The organism is Oceanobacillus massiliensis str. N'diop, from assembly GCF_000285495.1.
In the GTDB taxonomy this organism is placed as follows: Bacteria; Bacillota; Bacilli; order Bacillales; family Amphibacillaceae; genus Oceanobacillus; species Oceanobacillus massiliensis.
Genome location: NZ_HE610978.1, coordinates 8778 through 25334 on the forward strand (window position 1 = coordinate 8778; position 16557 = coordinate 25334).

The following is a 16557-nucleotide window of genomic DNA, read 5'->3' on the forward strand; positions in this document are numbered from 1 at the left end:
GTCAATTGTTTGTAGAAATTATGGTGTGGTAACCTCCGCTCCGGAAATACACTGCGCTTTCCGCGGGCTCGCGCTAAGCCAGGGTACTACTTGCGTTTACTTCTTTGTTCCCTTGCACCGAGGAAGCCAGCTACGAAGCGTTACTGGAAAACGCAGGTGCATCTAGTGGGGTCTTAGCGTCTTCGCTTTCCCGCAGGAGTCTTCGTGTATTTCCTCCGCTAAGATTTAGCTTTCTGAATCGAATTACTGTTATTCAATTGTTAAGCTGATTGATTGGAGCGCAGGGAAGTCGACTCCAGCGGGAAAAGCAACGGCTGAAGATCCCGCAGGAAGCCGGGCTTGCTTCCGAGGAAGCTGAAGCGTTGCCCGCGGAAAGCGACTGCCCGTAGCGAAAATCGGGAATTGCTATTACGTCGCAGTTTATATATTTTATGAAAAACAACAATCTTTGAGAAAACAGCCTAAAAAAATAAATTGACATGTTATTCGATTTCGATTAACATTGTCCTCAGCATGAATAAAGTCTATCTTATTAATAGCCGTTGAGACGAGGGGTCGAAGAAACGGTGGCAAACCAATCTGGATCAAAATCCGAATATGGTGCCCAACCTGAGCACAGAGCATTCCGGTTCTGTGAACAATAAGAGGATAAGCAGCTGATCTTAATCGAAGCTTTCCTTAGGTTGTAGGAGAGCTTTTTTTGTGCCTAAAAAAGGAAATTTTTAGGAGGTTTTCGAATTGGCAGAGAAGGTTTTATTTACTTCTGAATCTGTATCGGAAGGACATCCGGATAAAATAGCAGATCAGATTTCTGATGCTGTTCTGGATGCAGCACTTGAGCAGGATCCTTTTTCCAGGGTGGCCTGCGAAGTATTCAACACAACCAATACCATCATTGTGGGTGGAGAAATTACAACTACAGCGACTTTGGATATTGAAAAAATAGCACGTGACACATTGATCGAAGTTGGTTATACGAATGATCAGTTCGGAATTGATGGACACACTTGCGATGTACAGGTTCTCGTCCACACACAATCACCAGATATTGCCATGGGGGTAAATTCATCAAGCGATACGAAGGAAATTGGAGCTGGTGATCAAGGTATCATGTTCGGTTTTGCAACAAATGAAACAGATAGTCTGATGCCATTACCGATTGAAATGGCACATACCTTGGTAAAAAAAGCTTCCTCTTTAAGAAAAAGCGGCAGCTTCAAATGGGCACGTCCCGATATGAAATCACAAGTAACGATTGATTATACGGTCCCTGATGCGCCTAGAATAGATACGATTTTGATGTCCATTCAGCATGATGGGGATTTTAATAAAAAGAATTTGAGAAATATGTTATCGAAAATATCATACAGGAAACGGCAAGGGAATTTCGTTTAAACAAAACATTTCGTACTTTAATCAACCCAACAGGAAGATTCGTGGTAGGCGGTCCGCATGGTGATGCGGGATTAACTGGACGTAAAATTATTGTCGACACGTACGGAGGAGCTGCCAGACATGGCGGTGGGGCTTTTTCTGGTAAAGATTGTACGAAAGTCGATCGGTCAGCGGCATATGCTGCACGTTATGTAGCTAAGAATATTGTTGCAGCTGGTTTTGCCGGGAAATGTGAGATTCAGTTATCCTATGCCATTGGAGTAAGTGAACCGATCAGCATTTCACTTGAAACGTTTCATACGGAAAAGGTGACACATGAGCAATTGCTACTTGCCATACGAAAAGTTTTTAACTTAACGCCAAGCGGTATCATTGACATGCTGAACCTCCGCAAGCCTCGTTACAAACAAGTTGCCGCATACGGGCACTTTGGCAGAAGCGATCTTGATCTTCCTTGGGAAAGAACCGATAAGGTGGAGGAACTACATCAGGCAATTGAAACGGCTGCATTTGCTGGAGTCGGACAATGATGAACAATGTCCATGACCTTGTTGCCAGCAAAAAGACATTGGGAGAACAGAATGAGATGCCTTTATTTGCTGCATTGGTACGTTATGCCGAGCAGGAGGTCACACCGTTTGACGTACCAGGACATAAAATGGGGGCGCAAATGAATCCCTTAAAAGAGGCTCTAGGGGAAATGACCTTGCGTATGGATGTGAATTCAATGGAAGAACTTGATCTATTAAGCCATCCGCAATCCGTCATTAAGAAAGCACAGAAGTTGGCAGCAGCCGCTTTTGGTGCAGACCATGCCTTTTTTCTCGTCAATGGTACAACAATCGGGATCCTGGCAATGATCATTGCTGTTTGTAAACCGGGAGAAGCAATGCTGGTGCCTCGTAATGCCCATAAGTCGGTAATGGAAGGGATTATTCTCAGTGGGGCAAATCCGATATTCATTCAGCCGGAAATCGATTACCATTTTGGCATATCCCATAATGTTTCAGTATCGAAGGTTAAAAAAGCAATCGACATGCATCCAGAAGCAAAAGTGATGCTGCTTACGTATCCGACCTATTTTGGTTCCATGACAGATCTAAGTGAAATCTGCCGTCTTGCTCACGAAAGGAATATAACGGTTATTGTTGACGCGGCACATGGTGCTCACCTTGGTTTTATGCCTGGTGATCTGGCTGATCCAATATCGGCTGGGGCAGATGCAGCAACAATCAGCATGCATAAGACCGGCGGTTCGTTGACGCAAAGCTCATTACTGCTTTTGCAGAATGATAGAATCCCGCCTCAAAAGATTCAGCAGGCATTGAACATGCTGCAAACAACAAGTGCGAATTACTTGCTGATGAGCTCGTTGGATGTAGCGAGAAGAGAGCTAGTCCTATATGGCAGTAAGCAATACGACGAATTAAAGCCAATTGTTGAAGAGGCAATCAAAACTATCGAATGTGCATCTAATTTTGAAGTTTTAAAAGCATCTTATGTGAAGAATCAATACAATCAAGCATATGACTGGACAAAATTAGTCATCCGAGTGAATGGGATAGGTTTAACAGGATTTGAAGTTTATAAACTATTAAAAGAAAAATATAACATTCAAGTGGAATTGGCAGAAGGCTATGTCATTATGGCAGTAATAACCAGTTCCGACTCAAAAGAATCGATTGATAGACTTGTTTTTGCCTTAAAAGAAATTGAAAGACGGTTTGGAAAGCAGATGGTGGTCATGTCCACGAATGTAACGGCCGATCTGGTGAATGAACTTGTTTTGAATCCACGCGATGCCTTCTACGCAGAACAGGAATCGATTGCAATCGAAGACGCAGCCGGCAGGATCAGCGGCGATACATTGATGATCTATCCGCCTGGAATACCTTTAGTCATTCCCGGAGAGATCATTTCAAAGGAAGTCATTCAACAGTATCATTATTATTGTGAGACCTTGGGAAATGTATTGACGGAAACCAAAGAAGCGGATCATATTACAGTTATAAAGGAGAATGTATAGATGGGATTGGAAATTACAGCATTAGGGAGACATGTGTTGATTGAATATTATGGCTGCCCAAGCGAAATTATTGAAGATAACGCCTTGATTGAGAAGTTTATGCGCGGAGCGGCAGACTATTCTGGTGCAACTATAGTGGAGTCGGTTTTCCATCATTTCAATCCATATGGAGTTTCCGGAGCCGTGATTATTGCTGAATCGCATTTGACAATCCACACATGGCCGGAATATGGTTTTGCTTCTGTTGATGTCTACACTTGCGGTGATTCTGTGAATCCTTGGAAAGCGGCAGACTATCTTTCTGAGAAACTGCAGGCCAAAAAAACAGAATCATTTGAAGTGCCTCGTGGAATGGTAGATAAAATCCGTCAATTTGCAGAGCAGGAAATCGAAGAAGTAAAAGTCAAACAAGCATTAGAAGGTGTTAATTAAATGAACTGGTATACGGAACAATGGAGCGGTGAAACTAAATTTTCCATCGCATATGATAAACAATTATATAGTGAAAAAACCCCGTTTCAGCAGATTGATTTTTATAAGGGTAATGAGTTCGGCACTTTTTTCACGCTTGATGGCTTGATGATGGTGAATGAAAAGGATGAATTCATCTATCATGATATGATTGTCCACCCGGCATTTGCCACGAACCCTGGAATTAAAAGTGTCCTGATCATTGGCGGAGGAGATGGCGGAACGGCCCGCGAAGTATTACGTTACCGGATAGTGGAAAAAGTGGTCATGGCTGAAATTGATGAGCAGGTCTTCCGTCTGTGCCAGGAATATTTGCCGATTACTGCAAGTGGTATAGAAGAAGATAGCCGGATGGAGCTGCGTTTTGAGGATGGCCTTGCATATGTAAGAAATACACCCGATCAGTCCTTTGATTTGATTCTTGTAGACTCTACAGATCCTATTTCCGTTGGAGAAGGACTCTTCACAACGGAGTTCTATAAGGAATGCTATCGTGTACTGAATAAACATGGCATCTTGATAAATCAGCATGAATCACCATATTTCGCCGAATATGCAGCCAACATGAAAAAGGCCCATCAAAAGATTAAAGCAATATTTCCAATTACAAATGTTTACCAATATCATATGCCGACATACCCTTCTGGCCATTGGCTGTTCGGATTTGCTTCCAAGTCCTATGATCCACTGCAGGATTTGCAAGCAGAAGCGTGGAATAAATTTGGCCTGGAGACGAAATATTATAACACGGACTTGCACCGGGGAGCATTTGCTTTGCCGAATTACGTCAAGGAGGCACTTGTACGCGATGAATAAATCATTGAATCTAAGTACTTTTATAGGCTGTGAAAGTTCTTATAAAGAAGCAGAAATAGTCCTGTTTGGTGTCCCTTTTGACGGTACAACGAGTTTTCGGCCGGGGACACGGTTTGCCATGCAGGAAATCAGACCAGATTCATTTGGTCTTGAAACGTATTCCCCTTATTTGGATAAGGATCTGGAAGATGCAGCAATCTTTGATGGCGGTGACTTGGAATTGCCGCTTGGAAATACGGCCAAAGCAATGGATCAGATCCATGCGTATACTCGGGAAGTATTGCAAGACGGAAAAAAATTCCTGATGGTGGGTGGAGAGCATTTGGTGAGTCTGCCGACTATTCAAGCAGCATATGAAAAGTATCCAGACTTGCATTTGATTCATATCGACGCCCATACGGATTTGCGAGAGGACTATTTGGGTGAAAAGCTCTCCCATGCATCGGTTATTCGTCGCTGCCATGAATTTCTTGGAGACGGAAGGATTTTTCAGTTTGGAATTCGTTCCGGTCTGAAGGAAGAATTTGAATGGGCTGGGACCCATACGTATCTGGAGCGTTTTTCTCTTGCAACATTAATGGAAAAGATACAAGAGCTAAAAGATGTGCCAGTCTATATCACGATTGATCTGGATGTTCTTGACCCGGGCATATTCCCGGGAACTGGAACCCCGGAACCGGGCGGCATAACCTACCGGGAACTGTTGAAAGCGATCGAACAGATGCAGCAGCTGAATCAGATTGTGGCTGCCGATGTCGTTGAATTGTCTCCACCATACGATCCATCAGGGGCATCGACTGCTATTGCGTGCAAAACAATAAGGGAACTCTTACTGACACTTACAGCATAGGACAAAAAGTCCACCGTTTGACTGAATGATGGTGGACTTTTTGGTTCAAAAACGCCGTATGATAATAGAAATACCAAGAACCGAAGAACTGGGCATATTTCCACCAGAAGTATATATACTTACAATTAGAAATGAAGATACTAAATACAGGCTGCTATTTTCCCGGCAGTTACAACAAACCCTCGGGATTTTTAGAGAATAGCTTAAGTTTAATTAAGGCGGAATACGGTAATGGAAAAATAAGATGCGTATTGTCCAGAAAATATCACAAAGAAGATAAACACAAAACGATTGGTCACTATGCATTTCTGGCCGACCTTATTTTTTAAGGAGGACTTTCTTTTAATGACAAAAACGATTTTTGAAATTGAAACGCTAATCAACAATCGAATAAAAGAAATACAGAATATGGTAGCAGATGATCCATATCGGCTGCATTATCATTTGATGCCTCAAATCGGACTGTTGAACGATCCGAATGGTTTTGCCTATTACAAGGGGCAATATCACATTTTTTATCAATGGAATCCTTTTGAAACAAAACATGGGATCAAGTATTGGGGACATTATGTTTCGGATGATCTTGTACATTGGAAAGAGCTCCCGATTGCCCTGGCACCCGATCAATGGTATGACATAAATGGCTGCTATTCTGGAAGTGCGGTTGTTCACGAAGACAAGCTGTATTTATTTTATACAGGAAATGTTATGGATGAGGAAGGAAACAGAGAAGCCTATCAGTGTATAGCTGTTTCTGAGGATGGCATCAATTTTCAGAAAAAAGGACCCATCATTCATGTGCCTGAAGGCTATACACCTCATTTCCGCGACCCAAAGGTTTATTATAAAGCAGGGAAATGGTATATGGTAATTGGTGCACAGACTTCAGAAGGGAAAGGGGAAGCAGTATTATATACTTCTCCTGACCTTGAAAGCTGGAGCTTTCAGGGCCCGCTTGCAGGAAGCGGGCATAATGGACTCGGCGATTTCGGCTATATGTGGGAATGCCCGGACTTATTTGAGCTCGACGGCCATGAAGTCCTAATTATCTGCCCACAGGGCCTAACTCCAAGAGGCTACGAATTTAATAATATATTTCATGCAGGTTACCTTGCAGGGGAAGTAGATTATCATAATGTATCGTTCCAGCATGGCCCTTTCACAGAATTGGATAGAGGTTTTGACTTCTATGCCCCTCAGACGATGATGGATTCCAAGGGAAGAAGACTTCTGATAGGCTGGATGGGAAATGCAGAGGAGGGAGAGTCAATTCATCCCACTACAAGATATGAGTGGATACACACTCTGACACTTCCACGACAGCTGGAATGGAAAAATGGCAAACTATTGCAGTACCCTGTGGTGGAACTTGAAAGCTTGCGTGAAAATCAAATAGAGTATGAGGACGTACCTGTGCATGAAGGTGAACTGTCATTGCCTAACATTCAAGGGAGTGTTTTTGAATTGGAAGTGACTATCAAATCTGGAAATCCGGATGTTTTCTCCATTAAAATCGGGCAAAATAATCAATTAAGCTATGATCAATCGACTAACACCTTTTCCTTGCAGCGGATGGACCTTGCTGACAACCATGCATTCGAGAAAAGGTATTGTGTGCTGGAGGAACTTAGGAGCATTCGGCTTTATAAAGACACTTCATCAATTGAAGTGTTTGTGAATGAGGGAGAAGAAGTATTCTCAGCAAGGATTTTTGACTATCCGAATGAGCAGGATATTAACTTTTATGCCAATGGCAGTCTCACAATGGATGTAAAGAAATGGGAGTTAAAAAAATTAAAGTGCCTTTAACACGAACCATGTGAACAAGACAATGGAAATATAAAAAAATCAAAGAAGGACAGATTCGTTAATCCGCAGAATCTGTCCTCTTTTATTTTGATTTCCCTAATTTACTAACTATTCCATTTATTGATCAAACGTTTGATCAATAAAAAATATAATCTCTTTCATGAGCAAAACTCATGTTTATAGTATAATTATTTCATATTTTATCATTGACTAATTGTCAGGGGAGCGTGACCAATGCAAACCAATTTATATTTTGTAAGGCATGCACATTCTATCTATACGCCAGATGAGATAAACAGACCGTTGTCTGAAAGTGGCATTGCTGATGTAAAAAGGGTAGCTGAGTGTTTATTCGGACAGCGGATAGACACCGTAATCTCAAGCCCATATAAAAGAGCCATTCAAACGATTGAGGCGGTTGCCGAATCGGTTGATAAAGAGATAATAGTTATGGAAGATTTTAGAGAAAGACAACTGTCTGAGACAAGCGTTGACGATTTCCAGTTCGCTGTTTCGAAACTTTGGTCCAATCCGGCATTTTCCTGGAAGGGCGGAGAGTCTAATGACACTGCGCAAGATAGAGGCATAAAAGCTACTTTTGAAGTGCTGGAAAGGTATATGGGCAAGAATGTAGTAATTGGTATGCATGGTAATTTAATGGTTCTGATTATGAATTATTTTGATGACAGATTTGATTACACTTTCTGGAGAAATTTGACAATGCTTGATGTCTATAAATTGACATTCGAGGCAAGGAAACTTTTGTTTGTCGAGCGATTATGGAAGCAAGATTAAGACATACAATCTATTCGTTCAGAAAGATCAAATGAAGCAAAAGCTTATTGTTAATATGGAGCTTACCCGACTATTAATTAAATGAAAGTAAATGTTTTCCTTATCCATCTCACAATAGATCAAAAAGGATTTCGAAATGCCGCCGGATTGTACGCCATATTCAAATAGAATAGATATTGACTGCAGGAAATCGAACTTTCATTATGGTGGATAACGATATACGGAATTTTACGTGATTGAAGCCCACGCATATTCAGAGAAAGATTTGCCAGATGTCTGAAGGATGGACTCGTTACAACATTTGCCAGATAGGCTGATTGCGTACTGCCTGCCTTTCTCATGCTATTCAAACTCTCAATCATCCTATCCGCAGTCATAATGCCTAACCCATGTCCAAAAAAGGTTCCATCGCCCATAACAACTGCGTTTTCTCCACGCCACCATGAAGCTGCCGGGTCAAAATCGGGATTGTTGAAATATACGACATCTCCAGGCAAAAAATGATTCGAATGCAGGCTTCTTATTCCAAAATCAGGGTCGAAATGCCAGCTGTATAAATAGAGATCTTGGAATAGATCATTAAACAGCTGTAAGCCAATACTTGTTAAAAGCGCATGGTAATAAATAATAACATTTGCCACAGCACATTCAAATGCATATAGGTAACTGTTTCGGTAAATATCCAGAATTGCTTCTGATGGCAATACATTAGGCTTCAGCTGGAAGCCTCCCGCATCTGTCAAATCCCAATACATCGGATTACATCTTGAATTTGCAAAATTGGCGAATTGCATATCACTCTGCTCCATGGCTCTTGCACTAGCTATTATATTTTTTCGGAGTTCAATTTCAAACATTAATTCATCTTTGGACTGATAAGCGTAAACCGTTACGCTTTCTTTCATGTTTCGGATAATGATACTTTCAATGCTGCCAGGGGCAAACAAATTGTCTCCGCTAAAGCTGATTCCTGAAACTTCAATCATTTAATTCCCTCACTCTCACCATTAAAGGATCACTTGTGTTACTACCCAATCTATTCAGTTGTCACCAAAATGTTAAAGGGCCGGAATATAGACCAATTATGAAATGTTGTCTTGATTGGCGCGACGAAAATGCTGATATTTTGATTGAATATGCTGATGTTCACGGGGAAAATGCTGATGTTCACAAATAAATGGCTGATGTTCACAAGAAAAATGCTGATGTTCATATTTGGCACCCTACACTTGTTCCAGACTTCCTGATTACAATCAGAATAACGCCTGCTAATCATCCTGTCAGTATAAAAATTTTGAAACCTTTAAGTTATGCAATCGTATAATAAGTAACCATTGATTTATGTAAAGGGGAATGTGCAATGAAAAGAAAACAGCAGCTGTATCCACTAATGGCAGGACTGGCTGGATTCGGATTGACGTTTATCGTTACGTTGCTGATTGAATCAACCCACCCTTTTTTGGCTAGTCTGGTGCTGGGTTTTATAATATTTGAAATAAGCTTTTATTACTTTCATAGCGAAGAAAAGCGGATTAATGAACTATAGCTAGCTGGCTTAATCAATGATAATTTCGATTATTATTCATTAAGCCTATTTTGTCCGCGGATTTGCAAATAAATGATAGATTCAGGTGGTCTTATGAACAGTACTGTACCGAAAAGAATACATATTATCGGCTCTGTCGGAAGCGGCAAAACTACTTTGGCAAAAGAATTATCTATTATGCTGGAGATACCATATTACGAATTGGATAATGTGGTTTGGAGAAGGTGTAATTCCGGGGACAAAAGAAGATCTGAAGAAGAAAGAGATGAGCACCTATTTCGAATCATACAATCTCCTAGCTGGATAATGGAAGGGGTCCATAATGAAGATTGGGTAAGCAATAGTTTTCATCAAGCAGATCTGATTATTTTCTTGGATACAAGGTATTCTTTAAGAACTTATCGGATTATCAAACGGTTTTTCAAACAAAAACTACGGCTAGAGAAATCGAATTATAGACCAACATTAGCAATATTTTTTAAAATGTTTAAATGGAACCGACATTTTGAAGAGGTGGGAAAAGTTAATTTCTTCAGCAAGTATGGCATGCTCCATGACAAGACAGCTGTTATTACCAATAATAACGGTATAACGGAACTCTTCAAAGCAAATAATCGATAGTTTAAACAAAGGGGGAAGATTGTGTGAACGAAAAAGAGGCTCCCGAACAGAAAAGGGAAAGATTAAGGCAAGAAGAATTGAAAAAAAATCCAATTGGTAATGCGGGCGATGCCTTTAACAGTGCTGATAGCGGCAATCTTGCTGATCTGGTAGGAGGTTTGGGCTGGAAAGGTACTGGGTTAATTATTGCTGCAATAATAGTTGGATTGCTCTTATACTCTCTCTTCTTTCGATAAGGAATAAGGAAATGTAAGCAGAGGTTTCTTTTTTCGTTGAGAATAATCTATAGAAATATAGTCCTGGCAACTGTCCTATGGTATGAGCCAGAATATTTTAATGATAGGCACTTTAAATTTAGCCTTGACCTTTTATTTTCGATAACATAGAATTAATTCAATATCAAATGAGCGATGATGAAGAATAGTAGGCTATAAGAACGGTCAAGAGAGCTGGTGGTTGGTGAGAACCAGTACGGAATTATTGCTGAATGGGCTTTTGAGCTTCTGAACTGAAAGAGATGAGTAGGTTCAGCGGAATGTCTTACCGTTAAAAGAGACCAAGTATCGAAGCAAGTCCAAGTACTGTTTCGGTATGGCTAAGTGCGTTTACATATGTAAACGAATAAAGGTGGCACCACGGGTTACTCGTCCTTATTTTTGGGATGGGTAATCCTTTTTTGTATAGATTTTATCAATGGAGGGGTAGTATGAAAAAGACGATTTTGACTGGAATAAAGCCTACGGGACAGATTCATTTAGGTAATTATATTGGAGCCATTAAGCCGGCATTGGAGCTTGCTGTAGAGGAAGATTATTCGCCAATATATTTCGTGGCTGATTATCATGGCCTAACTAAAACCATTGACTCTGAAGACTTCCGCTCCTTCTCCTATGGAATAGCTGCTGCTTGGTTGGCTCTTGGACTTAATCCGGAGAAAACGATTTTTTATAGACAATCCGATGTCCCGGAGATATTTGAATTGAATTGGATATTGAGCTGCCTTGCATCCAAAGGATTGATGAATAGGGCCCATGCCTATAAAGCCATTGCAGATAACAATAGAAAAGCGCAAAAGGATAAAGATTACGGGGTCAATATGGGCTTATACAACTATCCTATATTGATGGCAGCGGATATTTTAATGTTCCGGACAGGAATTGTTCCTGTTGGAAAGGACCAGATACAGCATGTAGAAATAGCCAGGGATATTGCCGAAAGTTTCAACCGTAAGTACGGAGAAACATTTGTTTTACCAGATTATAATATTCAGGAAGATACTGCAGTTTTGCCGGGATTGGATGGCAGGAAAATGAGTAAAAGCTATCATAATACGATTCCAATTTTTAGTGAGCAGGCGAAATTGCGAAAGCTAATAAATAAAATCAAAACGGATTCGTTGCCGCCAGAGGTTCCGAAAGATCCGGATAAATCAACTATTTTTATGCTCTATAAGGAATTTGCACTTCCGGCAGAAGTCGAAAGTATGAGACAGCAATTTTTGACAGGTGTAGGCTGGGGAGAAGCGAAAGGGCAGTTATTCCATGTTATGAATCGATTTTTGGAACAGCCGCGGGAGAGATATAAAGAACTTATGGAAAATCCGGAAACAATTGACAAGGTATTAAAAGAAGGAGCAGATAAAGCGAGAGAAATGAGTGTTCCATTCTTAAAAGAAATTAAGCGTAAAATAGGATTTTATTCATAAGTTCAGCAGGAACCGGGTTCTAAATTGTGATTAGATTTCAGTCTATGAAAGTGACTTATCGGAAGGCGCAGAAGAATGACCTTTCCATCCGGCACGGCTCTAACAACTAAAATAAGTGATTGACAAAGACGTAAAATGGGAGTATTTTGTGATTAATTGAAGCTGTTTTCTAAAGGATTGTTATATACGACGGATAATCAAAACTGTGAGTTGAATAGTAGCCCAGTTAATCAATGCTATCAGTAATTGTCCATTATTTTACAAATGACGGTATGGTTGTCTGCTTCGCTTTTAGCGGATTTTCACTCACCATACGAAAAGAGCCTTCATTAACTAAAAAATTATCTGAGCCTTTATTCGCTTAATCTATTTGAGCGGGGGAACCATATTTGATAGATATAATCTATCTGGGGTGAATCTTACCTGAGTAAGAAGGGATACTCTCCGTCCCTAATCCGACAGCTAACCTCGTAGGCGTTGAATAGTTTTCGAGAGAAGGGTCAATGGCAAAAGCCAAAAGACCAATCTTATTTCTGATGGTCTTTTTCTTTTTGGAATTTACTTAGAAAAGAGGATGTGTATTGGAAAAGCAAGTAGTCGTAATAGGGCTTGGCAGATTCGGAAGAAGTGTTTGTAAACAATTGCATGAGCTGGGTCATGAAGTACTGGCCATTGATAAAAAAGAAGAGAGAGTTAAACTTGCTTCTAATTATTCCTATTATGCTGTCGTTGCAAATGCTTCAGACGAAAGCGTACTAAAGAACTATGGAGTAAGAAACTTCGATCACGCCATCATTGCGATAGGAGACAGTATCGAATCCAGCATTCTGTGTACCTTGATTCTCAAGGATATGGGGGTAAGCAATGTCTGGGTTAAAGCAAGAGATCTGCATCATCAGAAGATACTTGAAAAGGTTGGAGCAGATCGGATTATACAGCCAGAAAAGGAAATGGGTGTGCGAATTGCCAATCAACTCGATTCTGGAAAACTATTAGATTATATAGAGCTTTCCAAGGACTATAGCATTGTTGAATTAATCGCAACTAAAAAATTGTCTGGGAAGTCTTTGATTCAATTGGATATCCGTGCAAAGTATGGTTGTACAATACTTGCCATTAAACAGGATGAAACGGTCAATGTTTCTCCTATGCCGGAAGATATCATTTCAAAAGGGGATGTATTGGTTGTGATGGGCCAAGTAAATGACTTGAAACGTTTTGAAGATAAGGGATTCTAATGAAAATATCTTTAAAGAGATTTAAGCTTACCTACTTATCAACGATTCGACTTATCGTTTTATTTTATATTGTCGCTGTCATATTTTCAGTAGTATTATTGGGTCTGCCTTTTCTTCATCATGCAGGTGAAGAACTATCGCTTATTGACCTCATGTTCACTGCAGTGAGTGCCATCAGTGTTACGGGACTTGCTGTTGTTTCCACTCCTGAAACATTTAATACTGCAGGTAAGATTGCGCTTACCTTTGTGATGCAATTTGGCGGTATTGGAATTATGACCCTCGGAACGATAGTTTGGGTAATACTTGGGAAAAAAATAGGTTTGCGAGGAAGACAGCTAATTCAAATAGATCATAACCGAGCTTCCTTAGCGGGCTCCGTTAAGCTAATTTTAAAGATCCTAAAAACCATTCTTCTAATTGAATTGATCGGTACTGTTATACTGAGTGCCTATTTCATGAATTATTTTGATTCATGGCAAGAATGTTTACTGCAAGGATATTTTGGTGCAGTAAGTGCTACTACAAATGCTGGATTTGATATAACGGGGTCATCCTTAGAGCTCTTTGCAGACGATTATTTCGTTCAATTTGTAAATATTATACTATTGACATTAGGAGCTATCGGATTTCCGGTGTTAATTGAATTGCAAAATTACATGCGAGGAGACCATTTGGATGGTAATCCAAGAAATAGCTTTTCCCTGTTTACAAAGCTGACCACACTTACTTTTTTTGCGCTTATCGCAGCTGGTGCCATTCTAATCGTTCTATTGGAATGGAATGGGTTTATGGCTGATAAGGTATGGCACGAAAGGCTATTTTTTAGTCTTTTCCAATCTGTGACGACGAGAAATGGAGGGCTTGCTACCATGGACGTAGGTGAGTTTTCTTCACCCACACTTATCGTGTTGTGCTTTCTCATGTTTATCGGTGCCTCGCCAAGCAGTGTAGGGGGCGGCATAAGAACAACTACTTTCGCTATAATGCTGCTTGCCATTTATAATTTTGCCAAAGGAAGAACTGGAATTAAGGTATTTGGACGGGAATTAGAGCAGGAAGATGTTATTGGTTCATTTATGGTTATTACAACTGCTTCCATGTTATGTATGATTGCAATTATTACACTTACTTATATTGAACCATTTTCCCTGATCGAGATTGCATTTGAAGTTTCATCAGCATTCGGAACAACAGGTTTATCTCTGGGGATTACTCCGGAATTAAGTACTGCTGGAAAATGCATTATTATATTTTTAATGTTTGTGGGCAGAATAGGAATTTTTTCATTCTTATTCCTAATAAGAGGTAAAGAAACAAAAGAAAATTATCATTATCCAAAGGAAAAGGTAATTATTGGGTAATTTGTAGTATTGAAAGCAAGATGAATCGCCGCAAAGGAGTGGACCTCATGAAACCTTTTATACTTAGTGGATCAATTCTCATATTGGCCGGCTTAATTGCTGCTACAGTGATCTATCATCAAAATTCCAGAGAAATCACATATCCTCAATTGGGACAGGCCGGAAATGTACAAGATAATCAAGTGTCCGATAGTGAACCGGAAGGACCGCAGACCGAGCAGCTGCAACCAGTAAATCGTAATGAGGCGATTACTTACACTTTGCAGAACAACGAACTAAAGATTTCTTTCAATAATGGAAATGACTGGATTAGCGTCCCTGTTGAAAAAGATGAACTATTTGGCGGGGAATATAATGGAAACGGGCAGGAATTGATTGAAAACAGCTACATTCTTAGAGAAGATCTGGCTGCGTTCTTATATGCGGACGGCGATAACTGGGAGAGTCAAAGAATAATGTTAGTCTATACGCGGGATAAAGGACAGTCCTGGGAGGAGTCAGTTGTTATAGAACCATATCCTGGTATTCGTTTCAGAAAAATTGATTTTCTGAATGAGAATTTTGGCTATGTGATTATTTCTGGTGGCCGGAGCATGTCGCAAGAAGGTTCAAGTGTCTTCTTAACAGACGACGGCGGCCAAAGTTGGAGAGAAACGAACAGCTCCGGAGTAACGAGACTAATTTCTTATGGGGGATTTATCGATGAAACGACAGGGTTCTTATCTTTTGGGACTATTAATCCAGAGGAACCTGATCTGCATGTTACCCAAGACGGAGGTAATACATGGACGAAAGCGATCGTTAACGTTCCAGAGGAGTATCAGCAGATCTTTGTAGCAGCGGAAACGCCAGTAATAGAGGATGACCATTTGACAGTACTGGTTAATCAAGGCCCCAATGGGGATTATGAGGGCGGACTCGTAAAGGGGAAATTTATATCTGAAGATAACGGTAAGACATGGGAATTTTTAATGGAGGTGATTCCTGATGAAGCAGAATAGCGCTAAATGGATGAAAATTGTTGGGTGGGCGCTATTGGTTTTCGCGATTGGATTATTCTGTTTGCAAATGGGTTATCTCGTAATCCATGAAAGACTACAAGTCGAATTTGCGGATAATCGATTATTCTATTTGATCAATATATGCTCCTCCATCTTTCTGTTACTAGCTGTCCTGCTTCTGCTTCAACTCACTAAACGCTTTAAAGCGGCAGGTTCTGTGATTGCCGCTATTTTCATATTCACCCAAGTTATATTGCTTGGTATCAGTAACCAGGAGATAAGGAACATAGTAAGTGTATCACCTGATATGAAACATGTCCTATCGATCAAAGAAAATCTGGAAAACGGAGAAGCGGTCTACTATAGAACCTATTATGGTATTCTTGCTCGTCCAAAAGAAAGATTGCCCCATAAAACGGACGGAAAATTTCAAGTGAAGTGGTTAGCCGATGACGTTGCAGCTGTTACATACAAAGCTGCAGATAATACCATTCAGCAATATATCGGCACATACGGAGATCGCGGGAGCGGCATTTCCTATTATTATGTAGGAGCGGAAATTCATGGAAAGTGGCAAGGTGATAACATCGAGGTGGTAAGTAATACAGAAGGAATTTCTGTAACCGAAAATGGAGAGACTGAATTATTTGAATGGGATAATATCGATCAATTCGGTACGCTTGCTGTTGTCTTAAAGAAAAACAACTCAGCCGTATGGAGTCTATCTTTAGATAAGAATTTTGAGGTCGATTCTGATTCTGCTAATCCCGCAGCAGGAAATATTAGCTTATATAAAGCAGACATGGAGGGCAATCAGCCAGCTACTCTCGATTTTATTGCTCCCAATTAAGTCTGTTAAGGAATCCACAGAAATTTAGAGTGAGACATAGTGAAAGAGTTGTCATGTATGCTACTGTACT

The 16557-nt window shown here is 40.3% G+C and carries 16 protein-coding genes, 1 pseudogene, 2 riboswitches and 1 other annotated feature; of the genes and pseudogenes, 16 read left to right on the top strand and 1 reads right to left on the bottom strand.

What is annotated here, in order from left to right; genetic code table 11:
- Positions 1-526 precede the first annotated feature (526 nt).
- Positions 527-647, top strand: a riboswitch (SAM riboswitch).
- 91 nt (positions 648-738) lie between these two features.
- From metK to OMHG_RS09890, 7 genes and pseudogenes are all read left to right on the top strand, one after another.
- Positions 739-1925: pseudogene (metK, locus tag OMHG_RS09860) on the top strand (methionine adenosyltransferase).
- The gene (locus OMHG_RS09865) at positions 1922-3421 is read left to right on the top strand and encodes an aminotransferase class I/II-fold pyridoxal phosphate-dependent enzyme (RefSeq protein ID WP_237566179.1); all 1500 of its coding nucleotides are present in this window, start codon (positions 1922-1924) and stop codon (positions 3419-3421) included. Before metK ends, OMHG_RS09865 begins: the two are co-directional and overlap by 4 nt.
- A gap of 12 nt (positions 3422-3433) precedes the next feature.
- Positions 3434-3853: an adenosylmethionine decarboxylase gene (speD, locus tag OMHG_RS09870; RefSeq protein ID WP_202594350.1), complete on the top strand. Its 420-nt coding sequence runs from the start codon at positions 3434-3436 to the stop codon at positions 3851-3853.
- On the top strand, positions 3854-4708 hold the full coding sequence (gene speE, locus OMHG_RS09875; protein ID WP_010650546.1) for a polyamine aminopropyltransferase: 855 nt from the start codon (positions 3854-3856) through the stop codon (positions 4706-4708).
- Entirely contained in the window at positions 4701-5558 is an 858-nt protein-coding gene (gene speB / locus OMHG_RS09880) for an agmatinase (protein ID WP_010650547.1), read from the top strand. Before speE ends, speB begins: the two co-directional genes overlap by 8 nt.
- Positions 5559-5903: 345 nt before the next feature.
- Positions 5904-7367 carry a glycoside hydrolase family 32 protein gene (locus tag OMHG_RS09885; RefSeq protein WP_010650548.1) on the top strand — a complete coding sequence of 488 codons (1464 nt, stop codon included), beginning with the start codon at positions 5904-5906 and terminating at the stop codon, positions 7365-7367.
- Between the two features lie 234 nt (positions 7368-7601).
- On the top strand, positions 7602-8162 hold the full coding sequence (locus OMHG_RS09890; RefSeq protein WP_010650550.1) for a histidine phosphatase family protein: 561 nt from the start codon (positions 7602-7604) through the stop codon (positions 8160-8162).
- Positions 8163-8281: 119 nt separating this feature from the next.
- Here the strand turns inward: OMHG_RS09890 and OMHG_RS09895 are convergent, their stop codons facing one another.
- On the bottom strand, positions 8282-9148 hold the full coding sequence (locus tag OMHG_RS09895) for a protein-glutamine gamma-glutamyltransferase (RefSeq protein WP_010650552.1): 867 nt from the start codon (positions 9146-9148) through the stop codon (positions 8282-8284).
- A gap of 191 nt (positions 9149-9339) precedes the next feature.
- On the opposite strand from OMHG_RS09895, the gene OMHG_RS18320 reads away from it, so the two are divergent.
- The 9 genes from OMHG_RS18320 to OMHG_RS09935 all read left to right on the top strand — a co-directional run bounded on the left by OMHG_RS18320 (position 9340) and on the right by OMHG_RS09935 (position 16487).
- The gene (locus OMHG_RS18320; RefSeq protein ID WP_154648231.1) at positions 9340-9486 is read left to right on the top strand and encodes a hypothetical protein; all 147 of its coding nucleotides are present in this window, start codon (positions 9340-9342) and stop codon (positions 9484-9486) included.
- Positions 9487-9522: 36 nt separating this feature from the next.
- Positions 9523-9708, top strand: a complete 186-nt coding sequence (locus OMHG_RS09900) for a hypothetical protein (RefSeq protein ID WP_010650555.1) — start codon at positions 9523-9525, stop codon at positions 9706-9708.
- A 93-nt stretch (positions 9709-9801) separates the two neighbouring features.
- Complete coding sequence (locus OMHG_RS09905) at positions 9802-10329, top strand: P-loop NTPase family protein (protein WP_010650556.1); 528 nt, start codon at positions 9802-9804, stop codon at positions 10327-10329.
- A gap of 23 nt (positions 10330-10352) precedes the next feature.
- Positions 10353-10565 carry a DUF6366 family protein gene (locus OMHG_RS09910; RefSeq protein ID WP_010650557.1) on the top strand — a complete coding sequence of 71 codons (213 nt, stop codon included), beginning with the start codon at positions 10353-10355 and terminating at the stop codon, positions 10563-10565.
- 165 nt (positions 10566-10730) lie between these two features.
- Positions 10731-10984: a binding site (T-box leader), on the top strand.
- A gap of 51 nt (positions 10985-11035) precedes the next feature.
- Positions 11036-12034 (top strand): tryptophan--tRNA ligase, encoded by a 999-nt coding sequence (locus OMHG_RS09915; RefSeq protein WP_010650559.1) that lies wholly within the window; start codon positions 11036-11038, stop codon positions 12032-12034.
- Positions 12035-12382: 348 nt separating this feature from the next.
- Positions 12383-12526, top strand: a riboswitch (cyclic di-AMP (ydaO/yuaA leader).
- Between the two features lie 89 nt (positions 12527-12615).
- Entirely contained in the window at positions 12616-13272 is a 657-nt protein-coding gene (locus OMHG_RS09920) for a potassium channel family protein (RefSeq protein WP_010650561.1), read from the top strand.
- Positions 13272-14636 carry a TrkH family potassium uptake protein gene (locus tag OMHG_RS09925; protein WP_010650563.1) on the top strand — a complete coding sequence of 455 codons (1365 nt, stop codon included), beginning with the start codon at positions 13272-13274 and terminating at the stop codon, positions 14634-14636. The genes OMHG_RS09920 and OMHG_RS09925 overlap by 1 nt, the downstream gene beginning before the upstream one ends.
- 47 nt (positions 14637-14683) lie before the next feature.
- Positions 14684-15637: a WD40/YVTN/BNR-like repeat-containing protein gene (locus OMHG_RS09930; RefSeq protein ID WP_010650566.1), complete on the top strand. Its 954-nt coding sequence runs from the start codon at positions 14684-14686 to the stop codon at positions 15635-15637.
- Positions 15624-16487, top strand: a complete 864-nt coding sequence (locus tag OMHG_RS09935) for a hypothetical protein (protein ID WP_010650568.1) — start codon at positions 15624-15626, stop codon at positions 16485-16487. Before OMHG_RS09930 ends, OMHG_RS09935 begins: the two co-directional genes overlap by 14 nt.
- The last annotated feature ends 70 nt before the right edge of the window (positions 16488-16557 follow it).

Coding starts and splice junctions, on each gene's coding strand:
- OMHG_RS09865 (WP_237566179.1), top strand. CDS start 1,922: ATGATGAACAATGTCCATGACCTTGTTGCCAGCAAAAAGACATTGGGA.
- speE (WP_010650546.1), top strand. CDS start 3,854: ATGAACTGGTATACGGAACAATGGAGCGGTGAAACTAAATTTTCCATC.
- speB (WP_010650547.1), top strand. CDS start 4,701: ATGAATAAATCATTGAATCTAAGTACTTTTATAGGCTGTGAAAGTTCT.
- OMHG_RS09885 (WP_010650548.1), top strand. CDS start 5,904: ATGACAAAAACGATTTTTGAAATTGAAACGCTAATCAACAATCGAATA.
- OMHG_RS09890 (WP_010650550.1), top strand. CDS start 7,602: ATGCAAACCAATTTATATTTTGTAAGGCATGCACATTCTATCTATACG.
- OMHG_RS09895 (WP_010650552.1), bottom strand. CDS start 9,148: ATGATTGAAGTTTCAGGAATCAGCTTTAGCGGAGACAATTTGTTTGCC.
- OMHG_RS18320 (WP_154648231.1), top strand. CDS start 9,340: ATGGCTGATGTTCACAAGAAAAATGCTGATGTTCATATTTGGCACCCT.
- OMHG_RS09900 (WP_010650555.1), top strand. CDS start 9,523: ATGAAAAGAAAACAGCAGCTGTATCCACTAATGGCAGGACTGGCTGGA.
- OMHG_RS09905 (WP_010650556.1), top strand. CDS start 9,802: ATGAACAGTACTGTACCGAAAAGAATACATATTATCGGCTCTGTCGGA.
- OMHG_RS09915 (WP_010650559.1), top strand. CDS start 11,036: ATGAAAAAGACGATTTTGACTGGAATAAAGCCTACGGGACAGATTCAT.
- OMHG_RS09925 (WP_010650563.1), top strand. CDS start 13,272: ATGAAAATATCTTTAAAGAGATTTAAGCTTACCTACTTATCAACGATT.
- OMHG_RS09930 (WP_010650566.1), top strand. CDS start 14,684: ATGAAACCTTTTATACTTAGTGGATCAATTCTCATATTGGCCGGCTTA.
- OMHG_RS09935 (WP_010650568.1), top strand. CDS start 15,624: ATGAAGCAGAATAGCGCTAAATGGATGAAAATTGTTGGGTGGGCGCTA.